22 protein-coding genes and 2 pseudogenes are annotated in these 25037 nt (G+C 70.5%); 15 read left to right on the top strand and 9 right to left on the bottom strand.

What is annotated here, in order from left to right; translation table 11 throughout:
* Positions 1-10: 10 nt before the first annotated feature.
* Positions 11-520 carry a DUF427 domain-containing protein gene (locus MKK75_RS22555; RefSeq protein WP_244044748.1) on the bottom strand — a complete coding sequence of 170 codons (510 nt, stop codon included), beginning with the start codon at positions 518-520 and terminating at the stop codon, positions 11-13.
* Between the two features lie 114 nt (positions 521-634).
* On the opposite strand from MKK75_RS22555, the gene otsB reads away from it, so the two are divergent.
* The 4 genes and pseudogenes from otsB to MKK75_RS22535 form a co-directional block, all read left to right on the top strand.
* Complete coding sequence (otsB, locus tag MKK75_RS22550; RefSeq protein WP_244044747.1) at positions 635-1378, top strand: trehalose-phosphatase; 744 nt, start codon at positions 635-637, stop codon at positions 1376-1378.
* A gap of 27 nt (positions 1379-1405) precedes the next feature.
* Positions 1406-1807, top strand: a complete 402-nt coding sequence (locus MKK75_RS22545) for a DUF4260 domain-containing protein (RefSeq protein ID WP_244044746.1) — start codon at positions 1406-1408, stop codon at positions 1805-1807.
* Between the two features lie 89 nt (positions 1808-1896).
* On the top strand, positions 1897-2901 hold the full coding sequence (locus MKK75_RS22540) for a glucokinase (protein WP_244044745.1): 1005 nt from the start codon (positions 1897-1899) through the stop codon (positions 2899-2901).
* Between the two features lie 310 nt (positions 2902-3211).
* Positions 3212-3601: pseudogene (locus MKK75_RS22535) on the top strand (type II toxin-antitoxin system VapC family toxin); the annotation flags it as partial.
* Positions 3602-3674: 73 nt separating this feature from the next.
* Here MKK75_RS22535 and MKK75_RS22530 read toward each other — a convergent pair.
* The gene (locus MKK75_RS22530; protein WP_244044743.1) at positions 3675-5147 is read right to left on the bottom strand and encodes an MFS transporter; all 1473 of its coding nucleotides are present in this window, start codon (positions 5145-5147) and stop codon (positions 3675-3677) included.
* A gap of 158 nt (positions 5148-5305) precedes the next feature.
* Here MKK75_RS22530 and MKK75_RS22525 point away from each other — a divergent pair, with 158 nt between their 5' ends.
* The 6 genes and pseudogenes from MKK75_RS22525 (at position 5306) to MKK75_RS22495 (ending at position 10459) form a co-directional block, all read left to right on the top strand.
* Positions 5306-5593, top strand: a complete 288-nt coding sequence (locus MKK75_RS22525) for a hypothetical protein (RefSeq protein ID WP_244044742.1) — start codon at positions 5306-5308, stop codon at positions 5591-5593.
* A 92-nt stretch (positions 5594-5685) separates the two neighbouring features.
* Entirely contained in the window at positions 5686-6627 is a 942-nt protein-coding gene (locus MKK75_RS22520) for a 2-hydroxyacid dehydrogenase (RefSeq protein ID WP_244044741.1), read from the top strand.
* 112 nt (positions 6628-6739) lie between these two features.
* A pseudogene (locus tag MKK75_RS36160) lies at positions 6740-8701 on the top strand (cytochrome C oxidase Cbb3).
* A gap of 12 nt (positions 8702-8713) precedes the next feature.
* Positions 8714-9562 carry an oxidoreductase gene (locus tag MKK75_RS22505; protein ID WP_244044738.1) on the top strand — a complete coding sequence of 283 codons (849 nt, stop codon included), beginning with the start codon at positions 8714-8716 and terminating at the stop codon, positions 9560-9562.
* Positions 9563-9841: 279 nt separating this feature from the next.
* Positions 9842-10042 (top strand): hypothetical protein, encoded by a 201-nt coding sequence (locus MKK75_RS22500; RefSeq protein ID WP_244044766.1) that lies wholly within the window; start codon positions 9842-9844, stop codon positions 10040-10042.
* Positions 10043-10069: 27 nt separating this feature from the next.
* The gene (locus MKK75_RS22495; RefSeq protein ID WP_244044737.1) at positions 10070-10459 is read left to right on the top strand and encodes a DUF6894 family protein; all 390 of its coding nucleotides are present in this window, start codon (positions 10070-10072) and stop codon (positions 10457-10459) included.
* Positions 10460-10549: 90 nt separating this feature from the next.
* Here MKK75_RS22495 and MKK75_RS22490 read toward each other — a convergent pair whose 3' ends face one another.
* Entirely contained in the window at positions 10550-10987 is a 438-nt protein-coding gene (locus tag MKK75_RS22490) for a DUF488 family protein (protein WP_244044736.1), read from the bottom strand.
* Between the two features lie 248 nt (positions 10988-11235).
* On the opposite strand from MKK75_RS22490, the gene MKK75_RS22485 reads away from it, so the two are divergent.
* On the top strand, positions 11236-12075 hold the full coding sequence (locus MKK75_RS22485; protein ID WP_244044765.1) for a glycoside hydrolase family 25 protein: 840 nt from the start codon (positions 11236-11238) through the stop codon (positions 12073-12075).
* Between the two features lie 545 nt (positions 12076-12620).
* Here the strand turns inward: MKK75_RS22485 and MKK75_RS22480 are convergent.
* The 4 genes from MKK75_RS22480 to MKK75_RS22465 are packed head-to-tail and all read right to left on the bottom strand — an operon-like array spanning position 12621 to position 15887.
* Complete coding sequence (locus MKK75_RS22480; RefSeq protein WP_244044764.1) at positions 12621-13394, bottom strand: ABC transporter ATP-binding protein; 774 nt, start codon at positions 13392-13394, stop codon at positions 12621-12623.
* A complete protein-coding gene (locus MKK75_RS22475; RefSeq protein WP_409567602.1) occupies positions 13394-14449 on the bottom strand; it encodes a FecCD family ABC transporter permease in 1056 nt (351 codons plus the stop codon). The genes MKK75_RS22480 and MKK75_RS22475 overlap by 1 nt, the downstream gene beginning before the upstream one ends.
* Complete coding sequence (locus MKK75_RS22470; protein ID WP_244044735.1) at positions 14446-15504, bottom strand: iron ABC transporter substrate-binding protein; 1059 nt, start codon at positions 15502-15504, stop codon at positions 14446-14448. The genes MKK75_RS22475 and MKK75_RS22470 overlap by 4 nt, the downstream gene beginning before the upstream one ends.
* Positions 15504-15887: a VOC family protein gene (locus MKK75_RS22465; protein WP_244044734.1), complete on the bottom strand. Its 384-nt coding sequence runs from the start codon at positions 15885-15887 to the stop codon at positions 15504-15506. The genes MKK75_RS22470 and MKK75_RS22465 overlap by 1 nt, the downstream gene beginning before the upstream one ends.
* Positions 15888-16102: 215 nt before the next feature.
* On the opposite strand from MKK75_RS22465, the gene MKK75_RS22460 reads away from it, so the two are divergent.
* The gene (locus tag MKK75_RS22460) at positions 16103-17029 is read left to right on the top strand and encodes a DnaJ C-terminal domain-containing protein (protein WP_244044733.1); all 927 of its coding nucleotides are present in this window, start codon (positions 16103-16105) and stop codon (positions 17027-17029) included.
* 94 nt (positions 17030-17123) lie between these two features.
* The gene (fabI, locus tag MKK75_RS22455) at positions 17124-17948 is read left to right on the top strand and encodes an enoyl-ACP reductase FabI (protein WP_244044732.1); all 825 of its coding nucleotides are present in this window, start codon (positions 17124-17126) and stop codon (positions 17946-17948) included.
* A 29-nt stretch (positions 17949-17977) separates the two neighbouring features.
* Here fabI and MKK75_RS22450 read toward each other — a convergent pair whose 3' ends face one another.
* Both MKK75_RS22450 and MKK75_RS22445 read right to left on the bottom strand, forming a co-directional pair.
* Positions 17978-19132 carry an AAA family ATPase gene (locus tag MKK75_RS22450; protein WP_244044731.1) on the bottom strand — a complete coding sequence of 385 codons (1155 nt, stop codon included), beginning with the start codon at positions 19130-19132 and terminating at the stop codon, positions 17978-17980.
* Between the two features lie 18 nt (positions 19133-19150).
* Positions 19151-20125 (bottom strand): polyphosphate kinase 2 family protein, encoded by a 975-nt coding sequence (locus MKK75_RS22445; RefSeq protein WP_244044730.1) that lies wholly within the window; start codon positions 20123-20125, stop codon positions 19151-19153.
* Between the two features lie 96 nt (positions 20126-20221).
* Between MKK75_RS22445 and MKK75_RS22440 the strand changes: the two genes are divergently transcribed.
* Both MKK75_RS22440 and MKK75_RS22435 read left to right on the top strand, forming a co-directional pair.
* The gene (locus tag MKK75_RS22440) at positions 20222-20809 is read left to right on the top strand and encodes a histidine phosphatase family protein (protein ID WP_244044729.1); all 588 of its coding nucleotides are present in this window, start codon (positions 20222-20224) and stop codon (positions 20807-20809) included.
* Between the two features lie 111 nt (positions 20810-20920).
* On the top strand, positions 20921-24991 hold the full coding sequence (locus tag MKK75_RS22435) for a Pls/PosA family non-ribosomal peptide synthetase (RefSeq protein WP_244044728.1): 4071 nt from the start codon (positions 20921-20923) through the stop codon (positions 24989-24991).
* Positions 24992-25037: the final 46 nt, after the last annotated feature.

The raw sequence follows: 25037 nt of genomic DNA, 5'->3' as shown, positions 1-25037 counted from the left end.
GAGGTGAAAATCACCAGCCCATCGTGCCCGGTGCACCTTTGAACGGGCCGACGATGCCCGGGGTGATCCAGCCGCCGTAGAAGGTGCCGGGCTGCGGCGTGGCCCGGTCCGGGCCGACGAAGCAGGCATCCATCGGCCCGGCGTAGAACGCGACGTAGCCGGCGATCGCGCGGAAATCCGGTGTCGGATCCGGGTAGGTCCAGGCGGCCCCGGATGCGGCCTTGCCGCCGCCCTGAACGTCGAAGAGCCGCGCCTGACCCTTCCATTCGCAGATGCCGCCGCGCCGCGGGTTCACGAGCGTACCCGCCGCGATGTCGCCCGGTGGCAGGTAGTAGGTCGGCGGGTGGGAGGTCTCCAGAACCCGGAAGCCGGCCTCCGTCTCCGCGATCACAGCGTCGCCGAGCACCACGCGCAGCCGCGCCCGCACCGCCTCAAGCCGCGGCGGGCGCGGATAATCCCAGACGCTCTCCTCCCCCGGCCTGACCGGGTCCGGTGCGGGGCGTGTCGGCGGCCAGATCATGCGGATCCCCGTGCAATGCGTGCGCGACCGGATATAGGGCGGTCGCGCCGCCGTTTGTCGGGAGGCCCGCTCGTGCTAGCCCGTGGCGCACATTCGAGCCCGGGACCGCCCGCGATGGACATCGCCCTCTTCCTCGACTTCGACGGCACCCTGGCCGAGATCGCACCGCGGCCGGACGCGGTCGTGGTCGAGGCCGGCCTCGTGGAAACGCTGGAGCGGCTGCGCGAACACCTGGGCGGCGCGCTGGCGATCGTGACCGGCCGCCCGGTCGCGGTAATCGACGGTTTCCTGGCGCCGTCGCGCCTCGACGCCGCCGGGCTGCACGGCGTCGAGCGCAGGCTCGGCGGCGCGCTGAGCGGCGGACGGGCGGAGGATCATCCGGACCTGCGCCGGCAGGTCGCACGGCTCGAGGCGGAGAGCGCCGCGCTGCCGAACGTCCTGATCGAGGACAAGGGCGCCTCCGTGGCGGTGCACTGGCGTCTCGCGGATCCCGACGATGCGGCGCGCGCCGAGGCGCTGGTGAAGGCCGCCGCGGAGGCGCTCGGCACGGATTACCGGCTGCAGCTCGGCAAGGCGGTCGGCGAGATCGTGCCGGCCGAGGCCACCAAGGCCCACGCGATCCGCGCCTTCATGGAGGAGAGCCCCTATCGCGGGCGGGTGCCGGTCTTCTTCGGCGACGATCGGACCGACGAGATCGCCTTCGCAGTGGTCAACGCGGATGGCGGCATCGCCGTCCGGGTCGGCGACGGCGAGACCGTCGCGCGCCGCCGCCTGCCCGATCCTGCCGCCGTCCGCGCCCTGCTGCACGACTGGGCCGCGGGCGGCCTCATCGATCCGGCATCTCTGCCGACGGCCTGACCCGAGCAGCGTCCGAGGGATATCGCGATGTCGGACGGTTTCGTGGGCGGCCCCCGGACCATCCTGCGGATCGAGGGGGCCTGTCTGCTCGCCTGCTCGGTCGCGGCCTATGCCTGGCTCGGGCAATCCTGGTGGATCTTCGCGGCCCTGCTGTTCGTCCCGGATCTCAGCATGCTGGGTTACGCCGCCGGCCCCGGCCCGGGCGCCCTCGCGTACAACGCGGCCCATACGGTGACGCCGCCGCTGATCGGCCTATGCGCGGCGATGGCGCTCGGCCAGCCCCTCCTGCTCGGGTTGGCCTTGATCTGGCTTGCGCATATCGGGCTTGATCGCATGCTCGGATACGGCCTCAAATACGCGAGCGGCTTCGGCGATACGCATCTCGGGGCGATCGGCCGGGGGCGCCCGACGGCGGACACGCCACGATAGGCGTTTCCGGGCCCGGCGGGGCTTGCGCGCCCGGGGCTGCGCGGCGAATGAACCGCCATCGACGGTCCAATGAGCGGAGGCACCTAGCGATGTTCGAGTTTCCGGTCCTGGTCGGCGACATCGGTGGCACGAATGCACGCTTCGGCCTGATCGAGGCCGAGGGGGGCCAGCCCCGGCTCCTCTCGCACGAGGCGACGGCCGATCATCCCGACCCGTCGAGCGCCATCAAGGCGTCGCTGGCCAAAGGCGGTGACCTGGCGCCGCCCCGCTCGGCGATCCTGGCGATGGGCGGCCGGGTCGACGGGCCGGTGAACCAGCTCACGAACGCGCATTGGCGGATCGCCGGACAGCGTATCGGCGAGGATTTCGGCCTGTCCTCCGCGGTGGTGGTGAACGATTACGTGCCGGTGGCGGCCGGTGCCGCCGGCATCGAACCGCACGATCTCACGCCGGTCGGGCCCTGCCCGCCGATCTCCGGCGGTGCGCGCGTCGTGCTGGGACCGGGCACCGGTTTCGGCGCCGCCGCTCTGGTGCCCTACACGACGCACCTCGCGATCGTCTCCACCGAGGCCGGCCACACCGATTTCGGCCCGGCAGACGCCTTCGAGGAGACGGTGTGGCACGCGCTGGAGCGGGTCGAGGACCGGATCACCGTGGAATCGGTACTGTCCGGCCCCGGGCTCGCCCGGCTGCACGCGGCGGTGGCGCATGTCCGCACCGGCCAGCCGCACGAGAAGATCGATCCCGCGGCGGTGACCGAGACGGGGCTCGACGCCTCCGACCCCCACGCCGCCGAGACGCTGGAACTGTTCGGCCGGTTGCTCGGCCGCGTTTGCGGCGACCTCGCGCTGACCTTCCTGGCCACCAGCGGCGTCTATATCGGCGGCGGCATCGCCCCCCGGATCGTCAAGGTTCTGAAGGAAAGCGGGTTTCGCGAGGCCTTCGAACGGAAGGCGCCCTTCGCCGAAATGATGCGCAAGATCCCCACCAGCGTCATCACCGTCCACGACCCGGCCTTCCAGGGCCTCGCGGCCCTGGCCAACGAGAGCCGGACCTTCGTCTATCACGGGCAGGTGTGGCGGAAGGGGGCGTGAGGGATCTGCGTTCGGCCACGCGCTGAGACGACATGCTCCTGCGGATGGGTTCGATGCGCACGATCACCCCGAACGAGGCCAGGATTGACCTGTCTCGATAGGTGGATCGGGTGGTCTCGGGTGATGCCTTCATCACCCGCAATGGCGATGCGCTGGTCCGGGTGGTCCCATGTCACGGGCGTCCGGTTCTCGATGAACAGCGGATCGGCTTCCTGGCAGATTGCATGCACGTTCCGGTCGACTTCGATCGCTTGGGCGGTGTTGAGATCGAGGCGCTTTTCGAAGGGCGGCGAGCCGCCTTCTCGATACTCATAAAGTGCTCTGGGCGGCTGCGGAATCCCGTCGCCTGCCGAGCACCGCGCGTGACGTGATTGAGGATCAGGCCAAGACGCTTCCGTTCAGCGCAGCCAGCCTTTGGGAGTTCGCGATTGAGGGCGGATCAGGTCGAGCGGACTGTCTCATCGATGCCCGCCTCCTTCGCGAGCCACTAAGGGACCGTGGCCATTTCGAAATCGCCGTGCTGGGTGCACACGCTACTGCCGTTGCAAGCCTCCCTGCAATTCAACGCGATCCGTTCGACCGCCTTCTTATTGTCCAGGCGATCGCTGCGGGGCTTCGGTCGGTCACACCAGACAGGATCGTCGCGCGCTACGGTGCGGTGATCCCGTCTGTCCGAGTTGGACGGTCCGAAATGGCGTAGCGAAGGCAACCCGCTGCACCTCAGGATGCTGCGAGCCTGCCTGTTCCGAATCCGTGCATTTCGCCGAATACGCTCATGCCGTCGCCAGCGGCTTCGACACCTCCTCCAGCGATTTCCCCTCGGCCGCCGTCCCCCAGATCCCGCCGACCACCGCGGCGACCAGCATCAGAACGGCGCCGAGCCCGTAGCCGAACAGCACCCAGTCGCGCGAGCCGGTCTCCACGAGGCTGCCGAACAGCAGCGGCCCCGAGACGCCGCCGATGCCGGTGCCGACCGCATAGAAGGCCGCGATGGCGAGCGCCCGGATTTCCAGCGGGAAGGTCTCGGAGACCGTGAGATAGGCCGAGCTCGCGGCCGCCGAGGCGAAGAAGAACACCACCATCCAGGCCGCGGTCTGCCCGACCGGGCCGACCACGTCGAGCCGGAACAGCAGGCCGACGGCCACGAGGAGCAGCGCCGAGATCCCGTACGTGAAGCCGATCATCGCCCGCCGGCCGATCGTGTCGAACAGCCGCCCGAGCAGCAGCGGGCCGAGGAACGAGCCGAGCGCGAAGGGCAGCAGATACCAGCCGACGCTGTTGCCCGGCACGTCGTAGAACCGCTCCAGCACCAGCGCGTAGGTGAAGAACAGCGCGTTGTAGAAGAAAGCCTGCGCGATCATCAGCGCGAGACCGACCATGGTCTCCTTCCGGCTCGTCACGAACAGCGCCTTGAACACCTCTGAGAGCGGGGTGTGGTCGCGGGTGCGGACCTTCATGCGCTTGCTCTCATCCACCGGCGGCAGGGTGACGCCCTCGTCGGTGAAGCGCTTCTCGATGCCGGTGACGACCCGGTCGGCCTCCGCGGCGTAGCCGTGGGTCGCGAGCCAGCGCGGGCTCTCGGGGATCCAGGTGCGCAGGAGCAGGATCACGAGACCTATGGCGCCGCCGGTGAAGAAGGCGACCCGCCAGCCCCAGGCCGGGTCGATCACCTCCGGCTTCAGCAGCACGATCGACATGAACGAGCCGAGCGCGGCGCCGATCCAGAACGAGCCGTTGATGACGAGGTTGGTCCAGCCCCGGACCCGGGCCGGGACCAGCTCCTGGATGGTGGAGTTGATCGCCGTGTACTCGCCGCCGATCCCCGCGCCGGTGAAGAAGCGGAAGACGCAGAAGCTCCAGACACTCCAGGACAATCCAGTCGCCGCCGTGGCGACGAGGTAGAGGGCCAGCGTGATGAAGAACAGCTTCTTGCGGCCGATCCGGTCGGTGAGCCAGCCGAAGCCGAGCGCGCCCGTCACCGCACCCACCAGATAACAGGAGGCGGCGAGCCCCACGTCGAATTCGGAGAACGACATCGGCGGCTTGCGCAGGGCGCCGACCAGGGAGCCGGCAAGCGTCACCTCCAGACCGTCGAGCACCCAGGTGATCCCCAGCGCCACGATGACGAGGACGTGGAACCGGCCCCAGGGCAATCGGTCGAGGCGTGCCGAAATGTCGGTGTCGATCACGCGGCCGATCTCCGCCCGCTCCGGCGTTCCGGAACTCCCCTCGACCTTGCTCGTCATGTGCGCATGTCCTCCCGAACGGGCCGTTTACCGTGCCTGCACAGCCGGCATTTACCGAAACTCCAGGCAGGTGTTGGGAACGGGTTGGGAATCGATTCGGTTCGAACGCGTCTTCATCTGGTGCGGGCAGACCTGAGGCATCCACGCGGTGCCCCGTCATGTCTTGCCGTCCTGCCTCCCCCCGTCGCTGCCTCGCCCGCTGGGCGATGCTCAGCCTGATGACGCTCGCGGGCCTCGCCACCGTCCCCTCGGAGGGTGCCGATGCGCAACTCGAACGACCGAAGTCCCGCATGCAGATGCCGGCGGCCGAGCGCTGGAGCCTGCGGCCGGCGGAGCCGCTGACGCCCAGCACGACCGGTAGCATCCGGGGCCGCGTTGAAGCCGCGATCCCGGAGAGCCGCCGCCATGTCCGGTTCGTCTATCCCGCGCTGATCGAGGCGCGCTGATCCCGTTACCGGTTGGCGATCCGCACGGACTCGGGCACAGCGCCTGCTTGGTGCGTCGCGGCCCCGGCGGTCGGGTCGGTGCGGAGTCCAGAATGGCAGAGGCGATCGCCCTCATCGGGTGCAAGGGCAAGACGCAGGAGGCGGACACGCTCGCGGTCCTGGCGGCCGCGATGCCCGAGGAGCGGATCGTCCCGTTCCGCCTGATGGATGATGCGGAGCGGGGCGCCGCCCGGGTTGCCATCGTGGCCAACCCCGATCCCGCCGAGGTGGCGGCCCTGCCAAGTCTCGTCTGGGTGCAGAGCCTGTGGGCCGGCGTCGAACGGCTGGTCAACGCCTTCGACCGGCCCCTGCCGATCGTGCGGCTGGTGGACCGCGAGATGGCCCGCACCATGGCGGAGGCGGTGCTGGCCTGGACCTACTATCTCCAGCGGGACATGCCGGCCTATGCGCGGCAGCAGCGCGCCGGCCTCTGGCGCTCGCACCCCTATCGGAAGCCCGCCGACACGCAGGTCGGCCTGCTCGGGCTCGGCGCCCTCGGGGTCGCGGCGGCGGACCGGCTCCGCGGAGCCGGCTTTCGCGTTTCCGGGTGGAGCCGGAGCCCGAAGGCCGTTCCGGGCATCGAGGCGGTCCACGGCATCGAGGCGCTTCCGGCGATGCTCGCCCGATGCGACATCCTCGTCTGTCTCATGCCGCTGACGCCGGAGACGCGCGGCCTCGTGAACGCCGAGCGCCTGGCGGCGCTGAAGCCCGGCGCGGCGCTAATCAACTTCGCCCGCGGGCCGATCGTGGTGACGGCGGACCTGATCGCCGCCTTGGATCGCGGCCACCTCGCGCACGCGGTGCTCGACGTGTTCGAGGTGGAGCCTCTGCCGGCCGAGTCCCCGCTCTGGGCTCATCCGGGCGTGACCGTGCTGCCGCACGTCTCGGGACCGACCGACATGCCGTCCGCGGCCGCCACGGTGGCGGCCAACCTGCGGGCGTTCCGGCGAACCGGGCAGCCCCCGCAGGGGATCGATAACGCCCGGGGATACTGACGCGACACCCGGTCCCGCCCGAGGAAATGAACCCTGGCATTGTCCGGCGGTTTATCGCGTCCGTCCACCGCCACGCGTCCGCAGGGTGGATGCGCGGGGGAATTCGAGACCCATGGGCTGGCCACGCCGCTTTCTGATCGGTGCCGGCGTCGCGGCCGTCGCGATCGGCGCCACCGCGAGCCTCGGACGCTTCAGCTATGCGCCCATGCCCGACCGAGCAGACCTGCTCAACGCCGACCGCTACCCGATCCAGACCGCCTTCGACATCCTCGGGCGCCGGGTCTCGCGGGCCGAGGCGGATCGCCTGAACGCCACGGAGAGCGGCCGGACGGAGCTGGCGCCAGGCGGGACCGCCGTGGCGATCGATCCCGCCATGGTCGAGCGCGGGCGGCGAGCCTTCTATCAAGAAACGTTCGGCAACGAGGTGTTCCTCACCGACGTGATGGGCATGCTCGACGGCGGCCTGACGCCGACGGAGGTCGCCCTGGCGGTGGCCAAGCTCGGCGGGCAGGGCACCACCAACCTTCAGGTCGCCATGGCGCGCGACATGCGCATCGGCGAACGCGTCTACAGGAAGGGCGAACTGGTCCCGACCGGGCTCGACGTGCCGAAGGGCGGCGCCTTCATCATCGGCATCAGGACCTTCTACGACCGAGGCCACCTGCGCATGGGTATCACCTGCGCGCTCTGCCACGCGGCGGTCGATCCCGGCACCGGCAAGGTCGTGGAGGGCGCGCCGAACGTCGATCTCAATGCCGGGCTGCTGATGGCGCTCGCCAAGAATTCCTCGGCCTACTTCATGCACGCCAGCGTGACGGAGGTCGATGCCCGGCCGAGTGCCGACCCCCAGCACACCGGCTCGACCAGTACGGGGCCGGCGCTACCGGACGCGGCGGCGGTGGAGGCGGCCACCAAAGTGCAGGTGGCGAGCTGGCCGCCGGGCAGCTTCGACTCCTCGGCCGACCGCGTCACGAACCCGACTTCGATCCCGTCGAGCTTTTCCGCCTACGGCGAGCCCTATAGCTGGAGCGGGCGCGAGGCGATCGGCCCCTTCGCGGGCCTGTCCTCGCTCAACAACAACGTCCACGCCGCCAATTCCGACACGACCCAGCTCGCGGCGGCCGCGCCCTGGCTGTTCGGCATGGATCCGGAAACGTATCTCGGCATCGTCCTGCGGGGGGCTGCCACCGACGCGTTCCGCTACGAGCCGGACGGCGGTTGAAGCCCGTCCGAGGTGCTGAGGAGCGTCGACCCGACGCCGGCCTCGCCGGGCCTGAACAGCTACGCGGTGCTGCCGACCTATCCGGCCACCAACTACGTGACCGACAACGGTCTGTTCACCTCGGTCCCCGGGGAGCCGGTGAATCACGCCAACAACGCGATGTCGGCCTTCCAGAACCTGCTGCATCCCCCGGCCTCCGGACAGGATGCGGATAAGGTGCGCGCCGGCCGCGCGGTGTTCGAGAAGGCCGGCTGCGGCGCCTGCCATTCCGGACCGGCGCTGACCAACCATCGGATCATCCCGGAGGCGGAGATCGGTACGGAGCCGACCCGCGCACGGGCCGGGGCCAAGATGGAGGCGCGCCTGTCGCCGCCGACGATGTTCGCCGTCGACACGCCGTTTCCCCTCCCCGATAGGCCGGCGATCCGCCCGGTACCGCTCGCCGGCGAGGCACTGGCGCAGGTCCGCCTCGCCTGGGGACAGGGCGGCACGGAGGGCGGCTACAAGGTGCCGAACCTCGTCGGCCTTGCCTGGACGGCGCCCTACCTGCACGATTCCGGCGTCGCCGTCGGTCCCGATGCCGCAAATCAGCTCGGCGTGCCCGGCACGCTCTACAGGGGTGTTGCCCCGGATCCCGCCAACAGCCTGCGGGCGCTCGTCGACCGCGACCTGCGCGCAAAAGTGGTCGCCGCGAACGCCGCCTCGGATACGGCGCGGATCGCGCGGGTTACCGGGAAGGGGCATGCCTTCTGGGCGGATGCCGGTTCGGGCGTGTCGCCCGACGAGCAGACGGCGCTGATCGCCTACCTGCTCTCGGTCGATCGCTTGACGGAGCCGGCCGCAACGCCCTGACCAGGATACGCCATGACGCAGAACACCAATCCGGTCTGGTTCATCACCGGCTGCTCGACTGGCTTCGGCCGGGAACTGGCGAGGCTCGTCGTCGGGCGCGGCTGGCGCGTCGTGGTGACGGCCCGCGACCGCGCCAAGGTCGCCGACCTCGCGCAGGGCGCCGAGGACCGCGTCCTCGCCTTGTCCCTCGACGTGACCGAACCCGGCGGGATCGCGGCTTCTGTCGGCGCTGCGCACGAAACATTCGGGCGGATCGACGTGCTCGTGAACAATGCGGGCTACGGCTATCAGTCCTCGATCGAGGAGGGCGAGGAGGACAAGATCCGCGCCCAGTTCGACGCGAACGTGTTCGGGCTGTTCGCGTTGACCCGGGCGGTGCTTCCGGTGATGCGCGCGCAGAAATCCGGCCGCATCCTCAACATCACCTCCGTGGCGGGCTTCGTGGGCTTCCCGGCCTCGGGTTACTATGCCGCCACCAAGCACGCCGTGGAGGGGTTTTCGGATTCCCTGGCGGCCGAGGTCGGGCCGCTGGGGATCCGCGTCACCTGCATCGAGCCCGGGCCGTTTCGCACCGATTGGGCCGGGCGTTCCCTCGTTCAGACGCCGAACGCGATTTCCGATTACGCCGGGACCGCGGGCGTGCGCCTCAAGGCGACGTCGGAGAAGAGCGGCACGCAGGCCGGCGATCCGGTGCGGGCCGGCGAGGCGATGATCCGGGTGGCCGAGATGGACGCCCCGCCGCGCCACCTCGTCCTCGGCGCCTGGGGCTACGACGCCGTCACGACCCGGCTCAAGCAGGCACTCGCCGAGATCGAGGCTTGGCGGGAGACCAGCCTCGGAGCCGACTACCCGGGGGCGTGACGACGCGCACCGGCTCTCGCGCGGCAAGACGCACTGCCTCAGCGAGGTGCCTGGGCTGATCCGACGGAATGTCACCGAGCATCGCGAAGTCTTTCAGGCCGGGCTCGGCGTGAAGACGCGCACCGCAGCCCGAATGATCGCGGTGCACCACCTTCCGGGTTGAGCCGTCCCTGCGATCCCCACCTTGTCCACAGGCGCCGCTGCCCGGGGAAACGCCTTGGTAAGCGCCGGCGCGCCACGGTTCCGGCTCGGATCGACAGACCGGGCCCGGATGCGATGATGACCTGCCAGCAACTCGCCGAGGAACTCAAGCGGATCGCCACCGCGCAGGTCAGCGACATCACCCGTGCGGTCAAGGAGGGCCAGAAGTCGATCGCGCTGAATGAAGTGCGCGACATGGCCCGGCGCCTCGAACTCCTGGCCGATGCCTTCGACCCGAAGCCGGCCGCCGAGGCTGCCGACGGCGCGCAGGCGGCCTGACGCGCATATCCGGCCCGAGGAGGCTTCATGATCCAGGCCCACTTCACGATCCGTCTCGGCGAAGCGTCGCTGCCGGCCTCGGCCGCGCAGTGCGTGGCCGACGTCGAGGCCGCCCGGACCGCCGCGCGCACCATCGTGCAGGGGCTGATGCGCCAGCACGGCGGCGACCCGCGGCTGCTCGCCGCCTCCCTGGTGATCACCGACGCGGTCGGCGCCACGCTTCTGGAGATCCCGTTCTTCGACGCGCTGTACATGCCGGTCGAGCCGGTCGCCGATTCGGATCGGCGGACGCGGCCCGTCGCCCCGCCGTCACGGCTCGGCGCCGCGGTGCGCCCGTTCCGGAAACTCGTCGACGCGCTCGGTGCACGCGAAATGCCGCCGCACGGATCGCTGACGGGCCCCCGCTTCCCGGCCTGAGAACGGGCGCATCCGTCACCTTCCCGCCCCGCAATCGGGGGAGGGAAGGCGCGGCGGACGATCCCGTTCGCCGTCCCCCGGCACGCCGCCTTACAGATCCTGGATCGCAAATCCGCGCTCGGCCAGGCGCTCCGCCAGGATGCGCCGGTGGCAGATGGACGGATCGCGCTCGAAGCAGAGCAGGCAGAGCGGTGTCGCCGCGGCCAGGACCGCGAGTTCATCCAGGGCTGTCTGCCCGGCGGCGGTATCGATCACCTCCTCGCAGTAGATCCGGCGCAGCAGCGCCGCGTCGCCCGCCCGCGCCGCCTGCCGGCCGGCTTTCGGTGTCCCGAGGCTGCGCAGGTGGGTGTAGTCCAGCCCCGCCTCCCGCAGTGACGCCCCGAGCGCGCCCTTCGAGAAGCCGCGCTTGCGCGAATTTGCCACCGCCCGGACATCCGCCAGCATGTGAACGCCGGCATCGCGCAGGATGCCGGCGAGGCGCTCCGAATCCAGGCCTTCGTACCCTATGGTGAAGATTTGCTTGCTCACGGCGTTGTGACCGAACTCACGTTGCGGGACCGGCACTTAGCCGGACGTCATCCTGTGCAACACCGTGGGATCCCCTGCGTATGTCGCGGCGATGCAACGCATCTCGGAATTCCGCCGCAATGATCGCAAAGGTCCGTTAACCGCGCCGGGGCCATCGAATACGCCTGTCTGTGGCGCTTCTTCGGTGGCGGGCTCAACACCTGATGTCGCGAATCGATCAGCTCTCGCGCGCTTCCGTCCTCTGCGAAATGCTCGGCGTGACCGGGCGGCTGAGGGCCGCCCGCCGGCTCGTGGGTCGGGTCGCCGCGGCGGTGGTTCTCGCCGGCCTGGCGGCCTGCGCCTCCAACAACGATTTCTACCCGACCAAGGGCGATGCCAAGCCCCATCCCGGCGTGGCCAAGGCCAAGCTGCACCCGATCCAGGGCATCGACATCTCGAAGTGGCAGGGCAACGTCGATTGGGCCTCGGTCCGGGCTGCCGGGACGCAGTTCGCCTTCATCAAGGCGACCGAGGGCGGCGACCACGTCGACGAGCGCTTCCGGACCAACTGGGACGGCGCGGCCCGGGCCGGCGTTCCGCGGGGTGCCTATCACTTCGTATTCTGGTGCCGCTCCGCCAAGGAGCAGATGGACTGGTTTAAGCGGAACGTCCCGAACGACCCCACCGCCCTTCCGCCGGTGCTCGACGTCGAGTGGAACGGCCATTCGCAGACCTGCCCGAAGAAGCTGCCCAAGGCGCAGGCACTCGCGATGGTCACCGAGATGCTCGAGGAGATGGAGCGCTACACCGGCAAGCGCCCGATCATCTACACCGATATCACGTTCCACAAGGATGTGCTGGAGGGCGAACTGCCCGACTATCCGCACTGGTTGCGCTCCACCGCGGCCGAGCCGGAACAGAGATTCGTCAACCGGAAATGGATGCTCTGGCAGTTCACCTCGACCGGACGCGTCCCCGGCGTGCAGGGCGACGTCGATCGCAACGCCTTCTACGGTACGCCGTCTGATTGGGCCTCGTTCCTCACCACCGATTGCGATCCGCGGGAGCACAAGCACTTGTCGGAACAGGGGCTTTGCACCGACAAGTAGTCTCGGGCTGTGATCGGAAACCTAAGTTAAGGTCAGTGTCGGGGCCCGGTCGAGGCTGGGCGCGCCTGGGAGGATCCCTTCGGGAGCCTGTCGTCCCACATCTTTCCGAGCCCGATGCCATGCGACAGTGCCGGCCGAACGGGCGATCCCCTTCTCGACGCGCCCTCGGATCCGGGCCGAGCGCTGAACGCGTGGCAACGGGAGCGGATCACCGACGCCCGAGGCCAGACCGCCTTCGAAGTTTATGAGCGGGTGAAGCACGTCACTTCCCCTGCGCCCACACCGTGCCGGCTCTGGTCGCCACCACCCGTGACAACCGGACCGCTGACACCGCCACGTTCGGCCATGTAGCGCCGCCGGTTGGCTCGTCGGTGATCGCATCACGATCCTCGATCGCGCGGCCCTCTCGTCGGCCGCCTGCGCGTGCCACGCCCGCGTCCGGGTCCTCCGCGAGGCGGTGCGGGACTGGTCTCCGCTCCGGATCGCCACGATCGACGGCCGGCTTTCGAAGCGACGGCGGTTCAGCGCGGTCGGGCGGATGGAGCTCAGCGGATCACCGGCGCACAGACCGGCGCCGCGATGCCGGGCACGGGGGCCATCACCACGTCGATTCCGTAGATCAGGCGCAGGAGCGCCGGCGTCACCGTCTCGGTGGACGGACCGTCGGCGACGAGCCGCCCCGCGTGCAGGGCCATCACCCGGTCGGCGCAGAGCAGGGCGTGGCCGGGATCGTGGGTGGAGAACAGCACGGCGATGTTGGCCAGCGCGAGCCGGCGGATCTGCCCGAGGACCCGGGCCTGATTGCCGAAATCGAGGCTCGCGGTCGGCTCGTCCATGACGAGGAGCCGGGGCTCCCCGCTGAGCGCCCGGGCGATCAGGGCGAGCTGCCGCTCGCCGCCGCTGATCTCGGTGTAGACGGCCCCCGCCAGGTGCCCGATCCCGAGCGTGGCGAGCGCCCGCTCGGCCGCAGCATGATCGGACGGGCCGGGCGCCGCGAACGTCCCGAGCCGGCTCGCCCGCCCCATCATCACCATGTCGCGGACCGTGAACGGGAAATACGCCGCGTGCGCCTGCGGCACGGCGGCCATGACCCGAGCGATCCGGGTCCGCGACAGCCGGGACAGATCCGAGCCGTCGAGCCGGATCTTTCCAGCCCGGGCGGGGAGCAGGCCCAGCAGCGTCTTGAGCAGGGTCGTCTTGCCGCCGCCATTGGGCCCGAGCAGGCACAGCACCTCGCCGGCCGAGAGGCCGAACGCGACGCCCGACCCGACGGTGCGGCCGGCGTAGCCGTAGGCCAGATCCTCGACCTGGAGCAGCATCATCCGATCCGATTCCGGCCGGCCGCCAGCAGCCACAGGAAGAACGGGGCGCCGACCAGGGCCGTGAGGATGCCCAGCGGTACCTCGATCGTCCCGGCATTCCGCGCGATCAGGTCGACGATCAGGAGATAGCCGGCCCCGAGCGTCAGGGAGGCCGGGAGCAGCCGGCGGTAATCCGGCCCGACGAGCAGGCGCGCGATGTGCGGCACGATCAGCCCGATCCAGCCGATCACCCCGGTCATCGAGACCGCGGCCGCCGTGACCAGGGTCGCCCCGGCGATCAGCACCGGCCGCAGGATCCGCGTCTCGACGCCGAGCGCCCGGGCCTCCTCGTCCCCGAGGCTCATCAGGTTCATCCGCCAGCGCAGCAGAATCAGCGGCGCGAGGCCCAGCAGCATCATCGGCAGCACCGCGCCGATATCGCCCAGGGTGACCGAGGACAGGCTGCCGAGCAGCCAGAAGGTGATCGCCGGCAACTGGTTGTAGGGGTCGGCCAGCACCTTCAGGAGCGAGATGCCCGCGCCCAGCACGGCGCCGACCGCGACACCCGCCAGCACCAGGGTCAGGACCGGATCATGGCGCCGCACCGCGAGCCCGACGCCGTACACGGCCGCCACCGCGCCGAGGCCGCCCAGGAAGGCGAGCGCCTGGATCGGCGCCACCGGCAGGCCGAGATAGATCCCCAGCACGGCCCCGAGCCCGGCGCCCGCGGAGACGCCGAGGATGTCGGGCGAGACCAGCGGGTTGCGGAACAGGCCCTGATAAGTCGCCCCCGCCGCCGACAGGGCTGCGCCGATCACCAGGGCGGCCACGACCCGTGGCAGGCGCACCTGCATCACCACCGTGTCGACCGCCGCCGGTGCCCGGGCCGGCAGGCCGAGCAGCCGGTGCCCGAGCACGTTCGCCAGATCCGCCAGGGGGACCGGATATTTTCCGATCGCGAGCCCCAGCATGGCCAGCATCAGGAGGGCAACCCCGGCGAGCAGCGCCGCCGAGACCCGGACGCCCCGGTGGACCCGCGCCGTGACGGCGGCGATCGCCGGCTCCCGGCTCAATGCGGTGCGCTCGGCGGTGCGCTCGGCTGGGCGCCCGTGAGCAGCGCGGCCGCCTGCGCGGTGTCGAGATCCACGTGATAGAAGCGGCGGTAGAAGTCCTGCACCACCTCCGGCATCGGCTGGGGGAACAGGTCCGGGTGGAGCAGCCCCGCCAGCCAGCGCAGGCCGATGAGCCGATTGACCCCCGGCGGCGCGTCGAACCACGGGAACGGTTGAAGCGGCACCACAGAGATCCGACCCGCCCGTACCGCCGTCACGTCCCGCCAGAGCGGGTCCGTCCGCACGGTTGCCGCGAAGGCCGGATCGAGGGCGACGATCACATCCGGGTTCCAGGCCAGGATCTGCTCGGGGGAGACCGCGCCGAGGCGCCCGTCACCGCCCTGCGCCACGTTCCGGCCGCCGGCCGCCTCCAGCACCTCGGTGTTGATCGAGCCGGCAAAGCCCGTCTCCAGTCCGCGCGGCCCGCGGGCGTAATAGACGCGCGGACGCTTGTCCTCCGGGATGGGGGCGATGGCCTTGGCCACCGTGCCCGTCAGGTCGTCCGCGTAGGCCGCGAGGGCGTCGGCCTCGCTTTGCCGGCCGAGGGCCGCGCCGAGCTGCCGGTAGGTCTCCGGCATCCGGGCGAAGCGCCCGTCCAGCAGGATGTAGGGGATGCCGGTCTGGGCCTGAACCCGGTCGGCCAGGGACGCGTAGGTCGGCCCGAGGCTGCCCGAATCGACGATGAGGTCCGGCTTGGCGGTGAGCACGGCCTCGACATTGGCGGTGCCGCCGCGCCCGGTCAGGCGTCCGTAGGCCGGCAGCGCCCGGGTGCGCGCGTCGAGAAACGGCAGCGCCTCGGGCCGAGGTGCGGTGACCCAGCCCGCCATGAGGTCGGGCGCCAGGGTGTAGAGCAGCACCGCGGCCGGGGGGCCTGCGGCCAGCACGCGCTCGACTCGATCCGGCAGCTCGACGGTCCGGCCGGCGGCGTCGGTGAACGGCCGCGCCGCGGCACCCTGGGCCAGGAGCAGCACCAGCGATCCGGCGAGCCACCGGCCGTATCGGAACGCGGACCCCATCAGGCCGACTTGCGCTCCAGGATCTCGATCAACGCCCCGTCCGGCCCCTCCACGAAGGCGATCCGCAGGTCCGGGCTACGCTCCGTGATCCCGGTCCGGACCGGGACGCCCCGGGCGGTGAGATCCGCCATCGCCGCCTCGATGTCGTCGACGCGCAGGCCGATATGCTCGAGGCCGAGGCACGGCGTCGGCCCGGCCGGCGCAGTCTCGGCCGGGGCCTGCTCGATGAACACCGTGAGCCCGCCGAGCTCGAGGACCACCCGCTGCACCGGGTCGCCGCCGACGCGCTTCGTCTCCCGCGCGCCGAAGGTCTCGACGTAGAAGGCCGCGGCCCGCACGGCGTCGCGGCTGCGCAGATGGACATGGTCGCAGGCGTAGCGCATCGGGTTTCGGCTCCTTGATTCGCCCCCGGGCAGGCTGGCTCGGGACGCGCAACCCGGTGTCGCGCCGAAGTTATGCCCCACACGCGCTCACGGCGAGGGGCAGCGCTTGACGTCCCGCGCGAACCCGCAGACTTTCGCGGACAGGACCGTTGCAGGTATGCAACAGCCTTCCCACATCCGGGTGGAATTTCCACACCGCACAGCCATAGAGTTCCATGCGCAATCCCTACGACGTGCTGGGCGTGGCCAAGGGGGCGAGCGAGGCCGACATCAAGAAGGCCTACCGCAAGCTCGCCAAGGACTTCCACCCCGACCGCAACAACAACGACGTGAAGGCCAAGGACCGGTTCGCCGAGGCGAATTCGGCCTACGAGATCCTGGGCGACGCCGAGAAGCGCAAGCAGTTCGACCGCGGCGAGATCGACGCCGATGGTCGGCCGCGCGCGACCGGATTCGAGGGATTCGGCGGCGGACGCGGCGGCGGATTCGACTTCGAGGGCATGGCCCGCAGCCGGCAAGGCGGCATGGGCGGCGGCATGGGTGCCGGGATGGGCGAGGACATCTTCTCGCACATCTTCGGCGAGGCCTTTCGCGCGGGTGGCGCCGGCCCCGGCGGCCAGCGCGGAACGCCCAAGGGCGAGGACATCGCCGCCGAACTGTCCGTGACGCTGGAGCAAGTCGCCAGCGAGGAAAAGCTGCGCCTCTATCTGCCCACCGGCCGCGAGGTCGACGTGGTCGTCCCCCGCGGCGTGATCGACGGACAGACCATTCGGCTCCGCGGCCTCGGCCAGAGCGCGGGTCCGCGCGGCGAGCCGGGCGATGCCCTGCTGACCATCCGGATCCGGCCGCACCCGCGCTTCACCGTGGACGGGTCCGACCTGCGCACAACCGTCGACGTGCCGCTGGAGGATGCGGTGCTCGGCGGCACGATTCGCGTGCCGACGCTGACGGGTGCCGTCGAGATGAAGATTCCGTCGATGACGAGTTCGGGCCGCACCTTCCGCCTGCGCGGCAAGGGCCTGCCCCGCAAGGACGGCGGCCCCGGCGACCTGTTCGCCACCACCGCCATCGCCCTGCCGGAGGGCGAGGACGCGGCGCTGATGGAGTTCGCCCGGGCCCGGCGCGGCGCGAAGGCGGCCTGAGGCGCGGGAGGCCGGCCGGACTTCCGTCGCCGGGCCGCCTCCGCTAAGGAGGCCCCCCGGCCCCGAGAGGGGCCGCGACGCTTCGGGATCGATCATGGCGGAACACGGGCAGGGCCTTCTGGCGGGCAAGCGGGGCATCGTCCTGGGCGTCGCCAACAACCGCTCGATCGCCTGGGGCATCGCCCGCAGCGCCCGCGCCCACGGGGCGGACCTCGCCTTCACCTATCAGGGCGACGCCCTGCGCAAGCGCGTCGAGCCGCTGGCGAAGGAACTCGACGCCCACGTCATCGGCCATTGCGACGTGACCGAGGCGGCGACCATCGACGCGGTGTTCGAGGAGGCCGCGCGGGTCTTCCCCGAGGGCGTCGACTTCGTGGTCCACTGCATCGCCTTCTCCGACAAGGACGAGCTGACCGGCCGCTACATCGAGACCTCGGAGGAGAACTTCACCAAGTCGCTCCTCGTGTCCTGCTACTCGTTCACCGCGGTGGCGCAGCGCGCCGAGAAGATCATGCGCCCGGGCGGCTCGCTCGTGACGCTGACCTATTACGGCGCCGAGAAGTGGATGCCGCACTACAACGTGATGGGCGTCGCCAAGGCGGCGCTGGAGGCCTCGGTGCGCTACCTCGCGGCCGATCTCGGGCCGAAGAACATCCGCGTCAACGCGATCTCGGCCGGCCCGATCAAGACGCTGGCCGCCTCGGGGATCGGCGACTTCCGCTACATCCTGAAGTGGAACGAGTACAACGCGCCCCTGCGCCGGACCGTGACCATCGGGGAGGTCGGCGAGACGGCGGCCTATCTGGTCTCCGATATGGCGGCCGGCATGACCGGCGAGATCCTTCACGTCGATGCGGGCTACCACGTCGTTGGCATGAAGAACCCCGACGCGCCGGACCTGACCCTCGACAAGGATTGAGGGCGGGCGCTTGACGAATTGCGGCTGTCTCACTCCGCCTCCGCCTCTTCGAACTCGCCCGACAGCTTCAACCCGGCGATCCACGTCTCGCCGTCGCGCTTGATGACGGTGCGCGGCCGGGCGCCGCCGTGCTCGGCGATCCCCTCCGCCAGACGCTCGGAATGCGTCACCAGCCAGACCTGCGTCCGCTCGGCCGCCCGGGCGATCAGCCGCGCCAGAGGGTCCATGAGATCCGGATGCAGGCTGGTCTCCGGCTCGTTCAGGGCGATGAACGGCGGCAACCGGTAGCCGAGGAGGGCACCGGCGAGGGCGAGGTAACGCAGGGTCCCGTCCGACAATTCGGCCGGCTCGAAGATCCGGGTGGGGAAATCGGGGAACCGGACGCCGAAGCTGGCCGTGTGCCCCGGCGCCGGGAGGATCAGCCGGGCGCCCGGGAAGGCGTGGTCGACGGCCGTGTCGATCGCGTCGGTATCCTGGCGGATATGCGCCAGCGTGGCGAGGAGGGCGGCGAGGTCGGACCCGTCGGAGGACAGCGTCGGCGTCGTGACCGCGAGGCAGGGGCGGCGCAGGGGCGATCCGGCATCCGTCCGGAAGTCGTGGTGGAAGCGCCACGCGGTCAGGGCTTGGCGGACGAGGGCGATCTCCGGATGGCCGGTGGCGTCGAGAAGGCTGCCGAGCGCCGTCTCGGTCGGGAGCAGATCCTCGCCCAGCGAGCGTTTCCGGCCGTCGGCGTCCCGGACGAACCCGCAGCGCCTGTCGCGGTCGAGGATCACCGCCGTTCGGCCGCGGGTCCGAATCGTCAGACGCTCGGTCTTGATCTGGGGTTCATTCACGAAGGCCGCCCCCAGGGTGACGCCCTGATTTTGCGGCACCAGCCCGATCTCCACCGCGTAGATGAAATCCTGAGCCAGGCTATCCGCGCGCAGCGTCGCCGACAGGCAGATCCGGACGGGTTCCCCCTGCCGGCGCCGGCCAGCCCAGAGCGCCGACTCCATGCCGCCCTCCGCGGCGAGGTCGCGGGTGAGCGAGCCCCGCGCCGCTGCCTGCAGCAGCTCGAGCGCCCGGTAGAGGTTGGTCTTGCCGGTCCCGTTGCCGCCGACGAAGACCGACAGGGCATCGACCGGGAAGCCGATCCGCCGCAGCGACCGGTAGCCCGAGACCGCGACCTCCCGAACGACCAGCATGACGCGGCTCCCTCGCCTTCAGTCGGGGACCGTCAATTCCGCGATGCCCTTGGGCGCCTCCGGGAATCGCGGATCCATCGCCTCCAGCGTATCCGCCACGGTCCGCGCGATCACGTAGTTGCGGAACCATTTGTGATCGGCCGGCACCACCAGCCACGGGGCGTCGGGGGTCGAGCACCGGGCCAGCGCGTCCGCGAAGGCCTGCTGATAGGCATCCCAGGATTTGCGCTCGACCAGATCGGCCGGATCGAACTTCCAGTGCTTCTCCGGATCGGCGATGCGGGCCTCCAAACGCTTCTTCTGCTCCGCCTTGGAGATGTGCAGGAAGAACTTGAGGATCGTCGTGCCCGATTCGGTGAGCAGGCGCTCGAAGTCGTTGATCCGGCCGTAGCGGTTCTGCCAGACCGCGTCCGGCACGAGCCCCTTCACGCGCACCACCAGCACGTCCTCGTAGTGGCTGCGGTTGAACACGCCGATCATGCCGCGCCCCGGGGTCCGGGCGTGGTAGCGCCAGAGGAAGTCGTGATCGCGTTCGTCGCTCGTCGGCACCTTGAACGAGGTGACGGCGCAGCCCTGCGGGTTGACGCCTTTCAGCACGGACCGGATCGTCCCGTCCTTGCCGCCGGTGTCGATCGCCTGGAAGACCAGCAGCAGGCTGCGGGCCCGCTCGGCATAGAGGCGTTCCTGGAGGGCGACGATGCGCGCCCGTTCCTCGGCGAGCGCGTCCTTCGCCCAGTCCTTGTCGAGGCCGCCGTCGGCGCCCGTGTCCACGGCGCCCAGGTCGAAGCGGGCACCCGGCTCGACCGTGACGATGCCCGGGGCTGCCCGGACGGGCATCTGAGGCTGGCCGCCCGGCGCGGCGGGCACGGCCTGCGCGGCGTCGCCGACCCAGCGGGCGGTCGACGTCCGGCCTAATCCATGCAGGTCGGCACTCTCTGTCACGCCGTCATCGCGTTTCTGGCCGCGATGATGCTTGCTGTGCTTCTTCGACATGGGGCAGGACCTGTACCCGGACGTTGCCGGCCGTCGGCGAGAACGGGTGGCGCTCCGAGCCGTTCCGAGCACCGGTGCAGGACGGGATTGAGACGGTTGGTCAGCATCTACTTCATCCGCCACGGCCAGACCGACTGGAATGCCGAGGGCCGCCTCCAGGGCGGCCGCGACACCGATCTGAACGCGCACGGCGAGTTCCAGGCCGCCGCCGTCGCGGAACGCCTCGCCGCCGCCGCGGGCGAGAGGCTGGCCGATGCGGAGTTCGTGGCGAGCCCGCTCAAGCGGACCCGGCGCACCATGGAGATCCTGCGGACGAGTCTCGGCCTGTCGCGGGAGGGATACCGGACCGATCCGCGCCTGCGGGAGATCGGCTTCGGCAATTGGGAGGGTTCGACCTGGGCCGAGATCCGCCGCCGCGATCCGGCCGGCGCCGCGGGGCGCGACCGGGACCGGTGGCATCACCGTCCGCCGGGGATCGGGGGCGAGAGCTACGCGGCCCTGGTCGAGCGCGTCGGGCCGCTGCTCGCCGGGCTGGAGCGGGATGCGGTCATCGTCGCCCATGGCGGCGTCGCGCGGGCGGCCCTGGTGGCGCTCGGCCATCTCGACATCTACGCCGCACCCCGGATCGGCATCCGCCAGGGCGAGGTGCTGATTCTTCAGCCCGGCGGCTGGCGCTGGGGTTGATCCCGTGCGCGGGCGCAGTGCAAAGCCGCCTCGATAACGGCATGATCGGTGGGCTATAGGGCGGCTGCCACGAGAGGCGTCGGCCTGCGCGGCCGGCCAGCGGAGCAGCGGATGAGTGACGTCGCCGAGAAGACCCGGCCCGGACCGGCTGCCGGGGACAGCGGCCGTCACGATGCCGGAGCGGCTTTCCTGCTGGGCGCCCACCGGCCCGACCTGATCCGCGACGAGGTGCTGGCCGAGATCTTTTTGGCCTCGGCCCGGTCGAGGCCCGACCATCCCTGCCTGATCGACGGCGCGACCGTCGGGGCGGGCGGCGTCCATCCGCACTTGACCTATGCCGAGGTCGCGTCCCGCGCCGGCCGGATCGCCGCCGGCCTCGCCCATCGCGGCATCGGGCCGGGCGACGTGGTCGGCCTCTGGATGGCCCGGGGGCCTGAACTCTTGGTGGCGCAGATCGGCATCACCATGTCGGGCGCCGCGTGGCTCCCCTTCGACGCGGAGGCGCCCGCCGACCGGGTGGGCGTATGCCTGACGGACGCCACCGCCAAGGCGCTCCTCGTCTCCCCCGCGCTCAAGGCGGCGGCGCCGGAGGCTGCGCCGGCCCTGACCCTGGCCGATCTCGGCGCCGCGACCCCGGCCGAGGCCCCGGTTCCGGATCTCCGCGCCCTCGGCCTGACGCCGGAACACCCCGCCTACCTGATCTACACCTCGGGCTCGACCGGCGTGCCGAAGGGCATCGTCATCAGCCACGCCAACATCTGCCACTTCCTGCGCTCCGGGAACGCACTCTACGGGATGCGCGCCGACGACGTGGTGTTCCAGGGCGCCTCGGTCGCCTTCGACCTCTCCATGGAGGAGATCTGGGTCCCGTATCTCGTCGGTGCGACGCTGTTCGTGGCGAGTCCGGCCATGATGGGCGACGTGGAATCCCTGCCCGGTATCCTGCAGGCGGAGCGCATCACGGTGCTCGACACCGTGCCGACCCTGCTGGCGATGATCTCCGGCGACCTGCCGACCGTGCGCCTCGTGCTGCTCGGCGGCGAGGCGCTGCCGGAGCCGCTGGTTGTCCGCTGGGCCACGGGGACGCGCCAGCTCTTCAACACCTACGGGCCGACCGAGGCGACCGTGGTGGCGACCGCCGCCGAGATGCGGCCCGGCGAACCGGTCACCATCGGCGGGCCGATCTCCAACTATTCGGTCTACGTGGCGGGCGAGGATCTGACCCTGCTCGGGCGCGACCAGCAGGGCGAGCTTCTGATCGGCGGCCCGGGCGTCGCGCGGGGCTACCTCGCGCGGCCGGAGCTCACGGCCGAAAAGTTCATCGCCAACCCCTTCGGGTCGGACGGGACCGATCCGGTGCTCTACCGCTCGGGCGATGCGGTCTCCCTCGATGCCGCCGGGCGGATCGTGTTCCACGGCCGCATCGACGATCAGGTCAAGATTCGCGGATTTCGCGTGGAACTCGGCGAGATCGAGGCGCGCATCCGCAGCGTCCCAGAGATCAACCAAGCCGCCGTCGTGCTGCGGCAGGATGACGGCGTCGACCGGCTCGTCGCCTTCCTGATCCCGGAGCGCGGCCAAACCATCGACACCGTTGCGCTCCGCCGGACGCTTGCCGGGCAGATTCCGCCCTACATGGTCCCGGGTCATTTCGAGGTGGCCGAGACCCTGCCGCGCCTCACCTCCGGCAAGGTCGATCGTAAGGCCCTCAAGATCGCCCCACTCACCGTGGTGGGGGCCGACGGCGAGCAGGAGCCCCCGGCGAACGAGACCGAGGCCGCCCTGGTCGCCGCCGCCAAGCAGATCTTCGGCAACCAGCCGATCCCGCTGGAGGGTGACTTCTTCGCCGATCTCGGCGGCCATTCGCTGCTCGCCGCGCGCTTCGTCTCGGCGGTCCGGGAGAACCCGCCGCTCGCCGGCATCACCCTGCCGGACGTCTACGCCCTGCGCAGCATGCGGGCCATGGCCGACGCCCTGATCGCCCGCACGGGCGGCATGGGCGCCGCGGCCGCCATACGCGATCTCAGCTTCGAGCCGCCGCCGCTGCTGCGCCGGGCGCTGTGCGGCCTCGCCCAGCTCGCGGCGCTGCCCCTCGTCATCGCCCTCGCCACGGCGCAGTGGCTCGGCATGTTCGTGACCTACCTGCTGCTCACCGGCGGCGGCCTGAGCTTCTTCGCCGAACTCGGCGTGCTGCTCCTCGTCTACGTGGCGATCAACGGCGTCACCGCCGTTGTGGCGGTGGCCGGCAAGTGGCTGATCCTGGGCAAGACCAGACCGGGCCGCTATCCCCTCTGGGGCGCCTACTACTACCGCTGGTGGCTGGCCCAGCGGCTGGCGCCCCTGGTCCATGTGAAGTGGCTCCAGGGCTCGCCGGCGATCGCCATCTACCTGCGCCTGATGGGCGCCCGGATCGGCCGCGACACGCTGATCTCAGACATCGAGGTCGGCGCGCCGGATCTGCTGACCATTGGCGACGGCGCCTCGCTCGGCGGCCGCCTCGTCGTCGCCAATGCCGAGATCGTCGGCAACGAGCTGGTCATCGGCACGGTGGAGATCGGCGTCGACGCCGCGATCGGCACCTCCTGCGTTCTCAGCCACGACACGGTGATCGGCCCCCAGGCCGAGATCGGCGACCTCACCACCATCCCGACCGGGTCGCGGGTCGGAGCCGCCGAGCGGTGGGACGGTTCGCCCGGCCGCAAGGTCGGGATGGCGGATTCGGCCGCGCTGCCCGCACCGGCCGACGCCCCGTGGTCACGGCGGGCCGCCTTCATGGCCGCCTACACGCTGCTGCTCGCCGTGATTCCAGCGGTCGGCCTGCTGCCGATCTTCCCGGCCTTCTTCCTCTTCGATCAGATCTCGGACTCGCTCTCCGACATCACGGACGTCGATTATCATTGGTACCTGCCGATCCTCACCTGGCCCACCGCCATGCTGATGACCGCCGGCACGGTTCTGCTGATCGCCGGCATCCGCTGGGTCGTGCTGCCCCGGAGGCGCACCGGCATCTACTCGGTGTACTCGCTGTTCTACCTGCGGAAATGGTCGCTGGCGCTCGCCGTCGAGGTGACGCTGGAGACGCTGTCGTCGCTGTTCGCCACCGTCTACATGCGGGCGTGGTACCGGCTGATGGGCGCCCGGATGGGCCACGGCGCCGAGATCTCCACCAACCTCGGCGGTCGCTACGACCTCGCCGATATCGGGGCGAAGAACTTCGTCGCCGACGAGGTGGTCTACGGCGAGGAGGAGATCCGGCGCGGCTGGATGCATCTGGAGCCGACGCAGACCGGCGCCCGCGTCTTCGTCGGCAACGACGCCGTGGTGCCGCCCGGAGCGATCATTCCCGACGACGTGCTGATCGGCATCAAATCGAAGCCGCCCGCGAACGAGGCCATGAGCCCCGGCGAGACGTGGTTCGGCTCGCCGCCGATCCGGCTGCCGGCCCGGCAGAAGGTCGATCTCGGGTCGAACGCCCAGACCTACGAACCGGGGCTGTGGCCGAAGGTCCGGCGCGGCGTGTTCGAAGCGTTCGCGACCTCGTTTTCGCCGATGCTCTACATCACCCTCGCGATCACGGTCATCGACTGGTACTTCTATCCGGCGATCCTCGAGAAGGACTGGTCGGGGCTGGCGATCAGCTTCGTCACGGCGAGCGTCGCCATCGCGCTGATCCAGTCCTCGGCGGTCATCGCGATGAAGTGGCTGCTGATGGGCGTGTACAAGCCCGGCATGCAGCCGATGTGGTCGTGGTGGGCGATGCGCACCGAGGCCATCGCGGTGGCCTATTGGGGGCTCGCCGGGAAGGTGCTGCTGGAGCATCTCCAGGGCACGCCGTTCCTGCCCTGGGTGCTGCGCCTGTTCGGCGTGAAGGTCGGCCAGGGCGTGTGCATGCTCACCACCGACATCACCGAGTTCGACTGCGTGACGATCGGCGATTACGCCACGATCAACCGCGTCTCGGCCCTCCAGACCCATCTCTACGAGGACCGGATCATGAAGATCGGCCGGGTGATCGTGGGCAAGGGCGTATCGGTGGGCGCGTTCTCGACCGTGCTGTACGACACGAAGGTCGGCGACTACGCGCGTCTGCGCCCGCTCACCATCGTGATGAAGGGCGAATCGATCCCCGGCAACACGGAGTGGGAGGGGGCGCCTGCGGTCCCGGTGATCCACGCCGCCTGATCCCGATCGACTGAGGGCTGACGGAGCCGGGACCTCCGGCTTCCGA

It is taken from the genome of Methylobacterium sp. J-030, from assembly GCF_022829545.1.
GTDB lineage: Bacteria > Pseudomonadota > Alphaproteobacteria > Rhizobiales > Beijerinckiaceae > Methylobacterium.
This window is presented reverse-complemented; position numbering and strand designations above follow the sequence as displayed.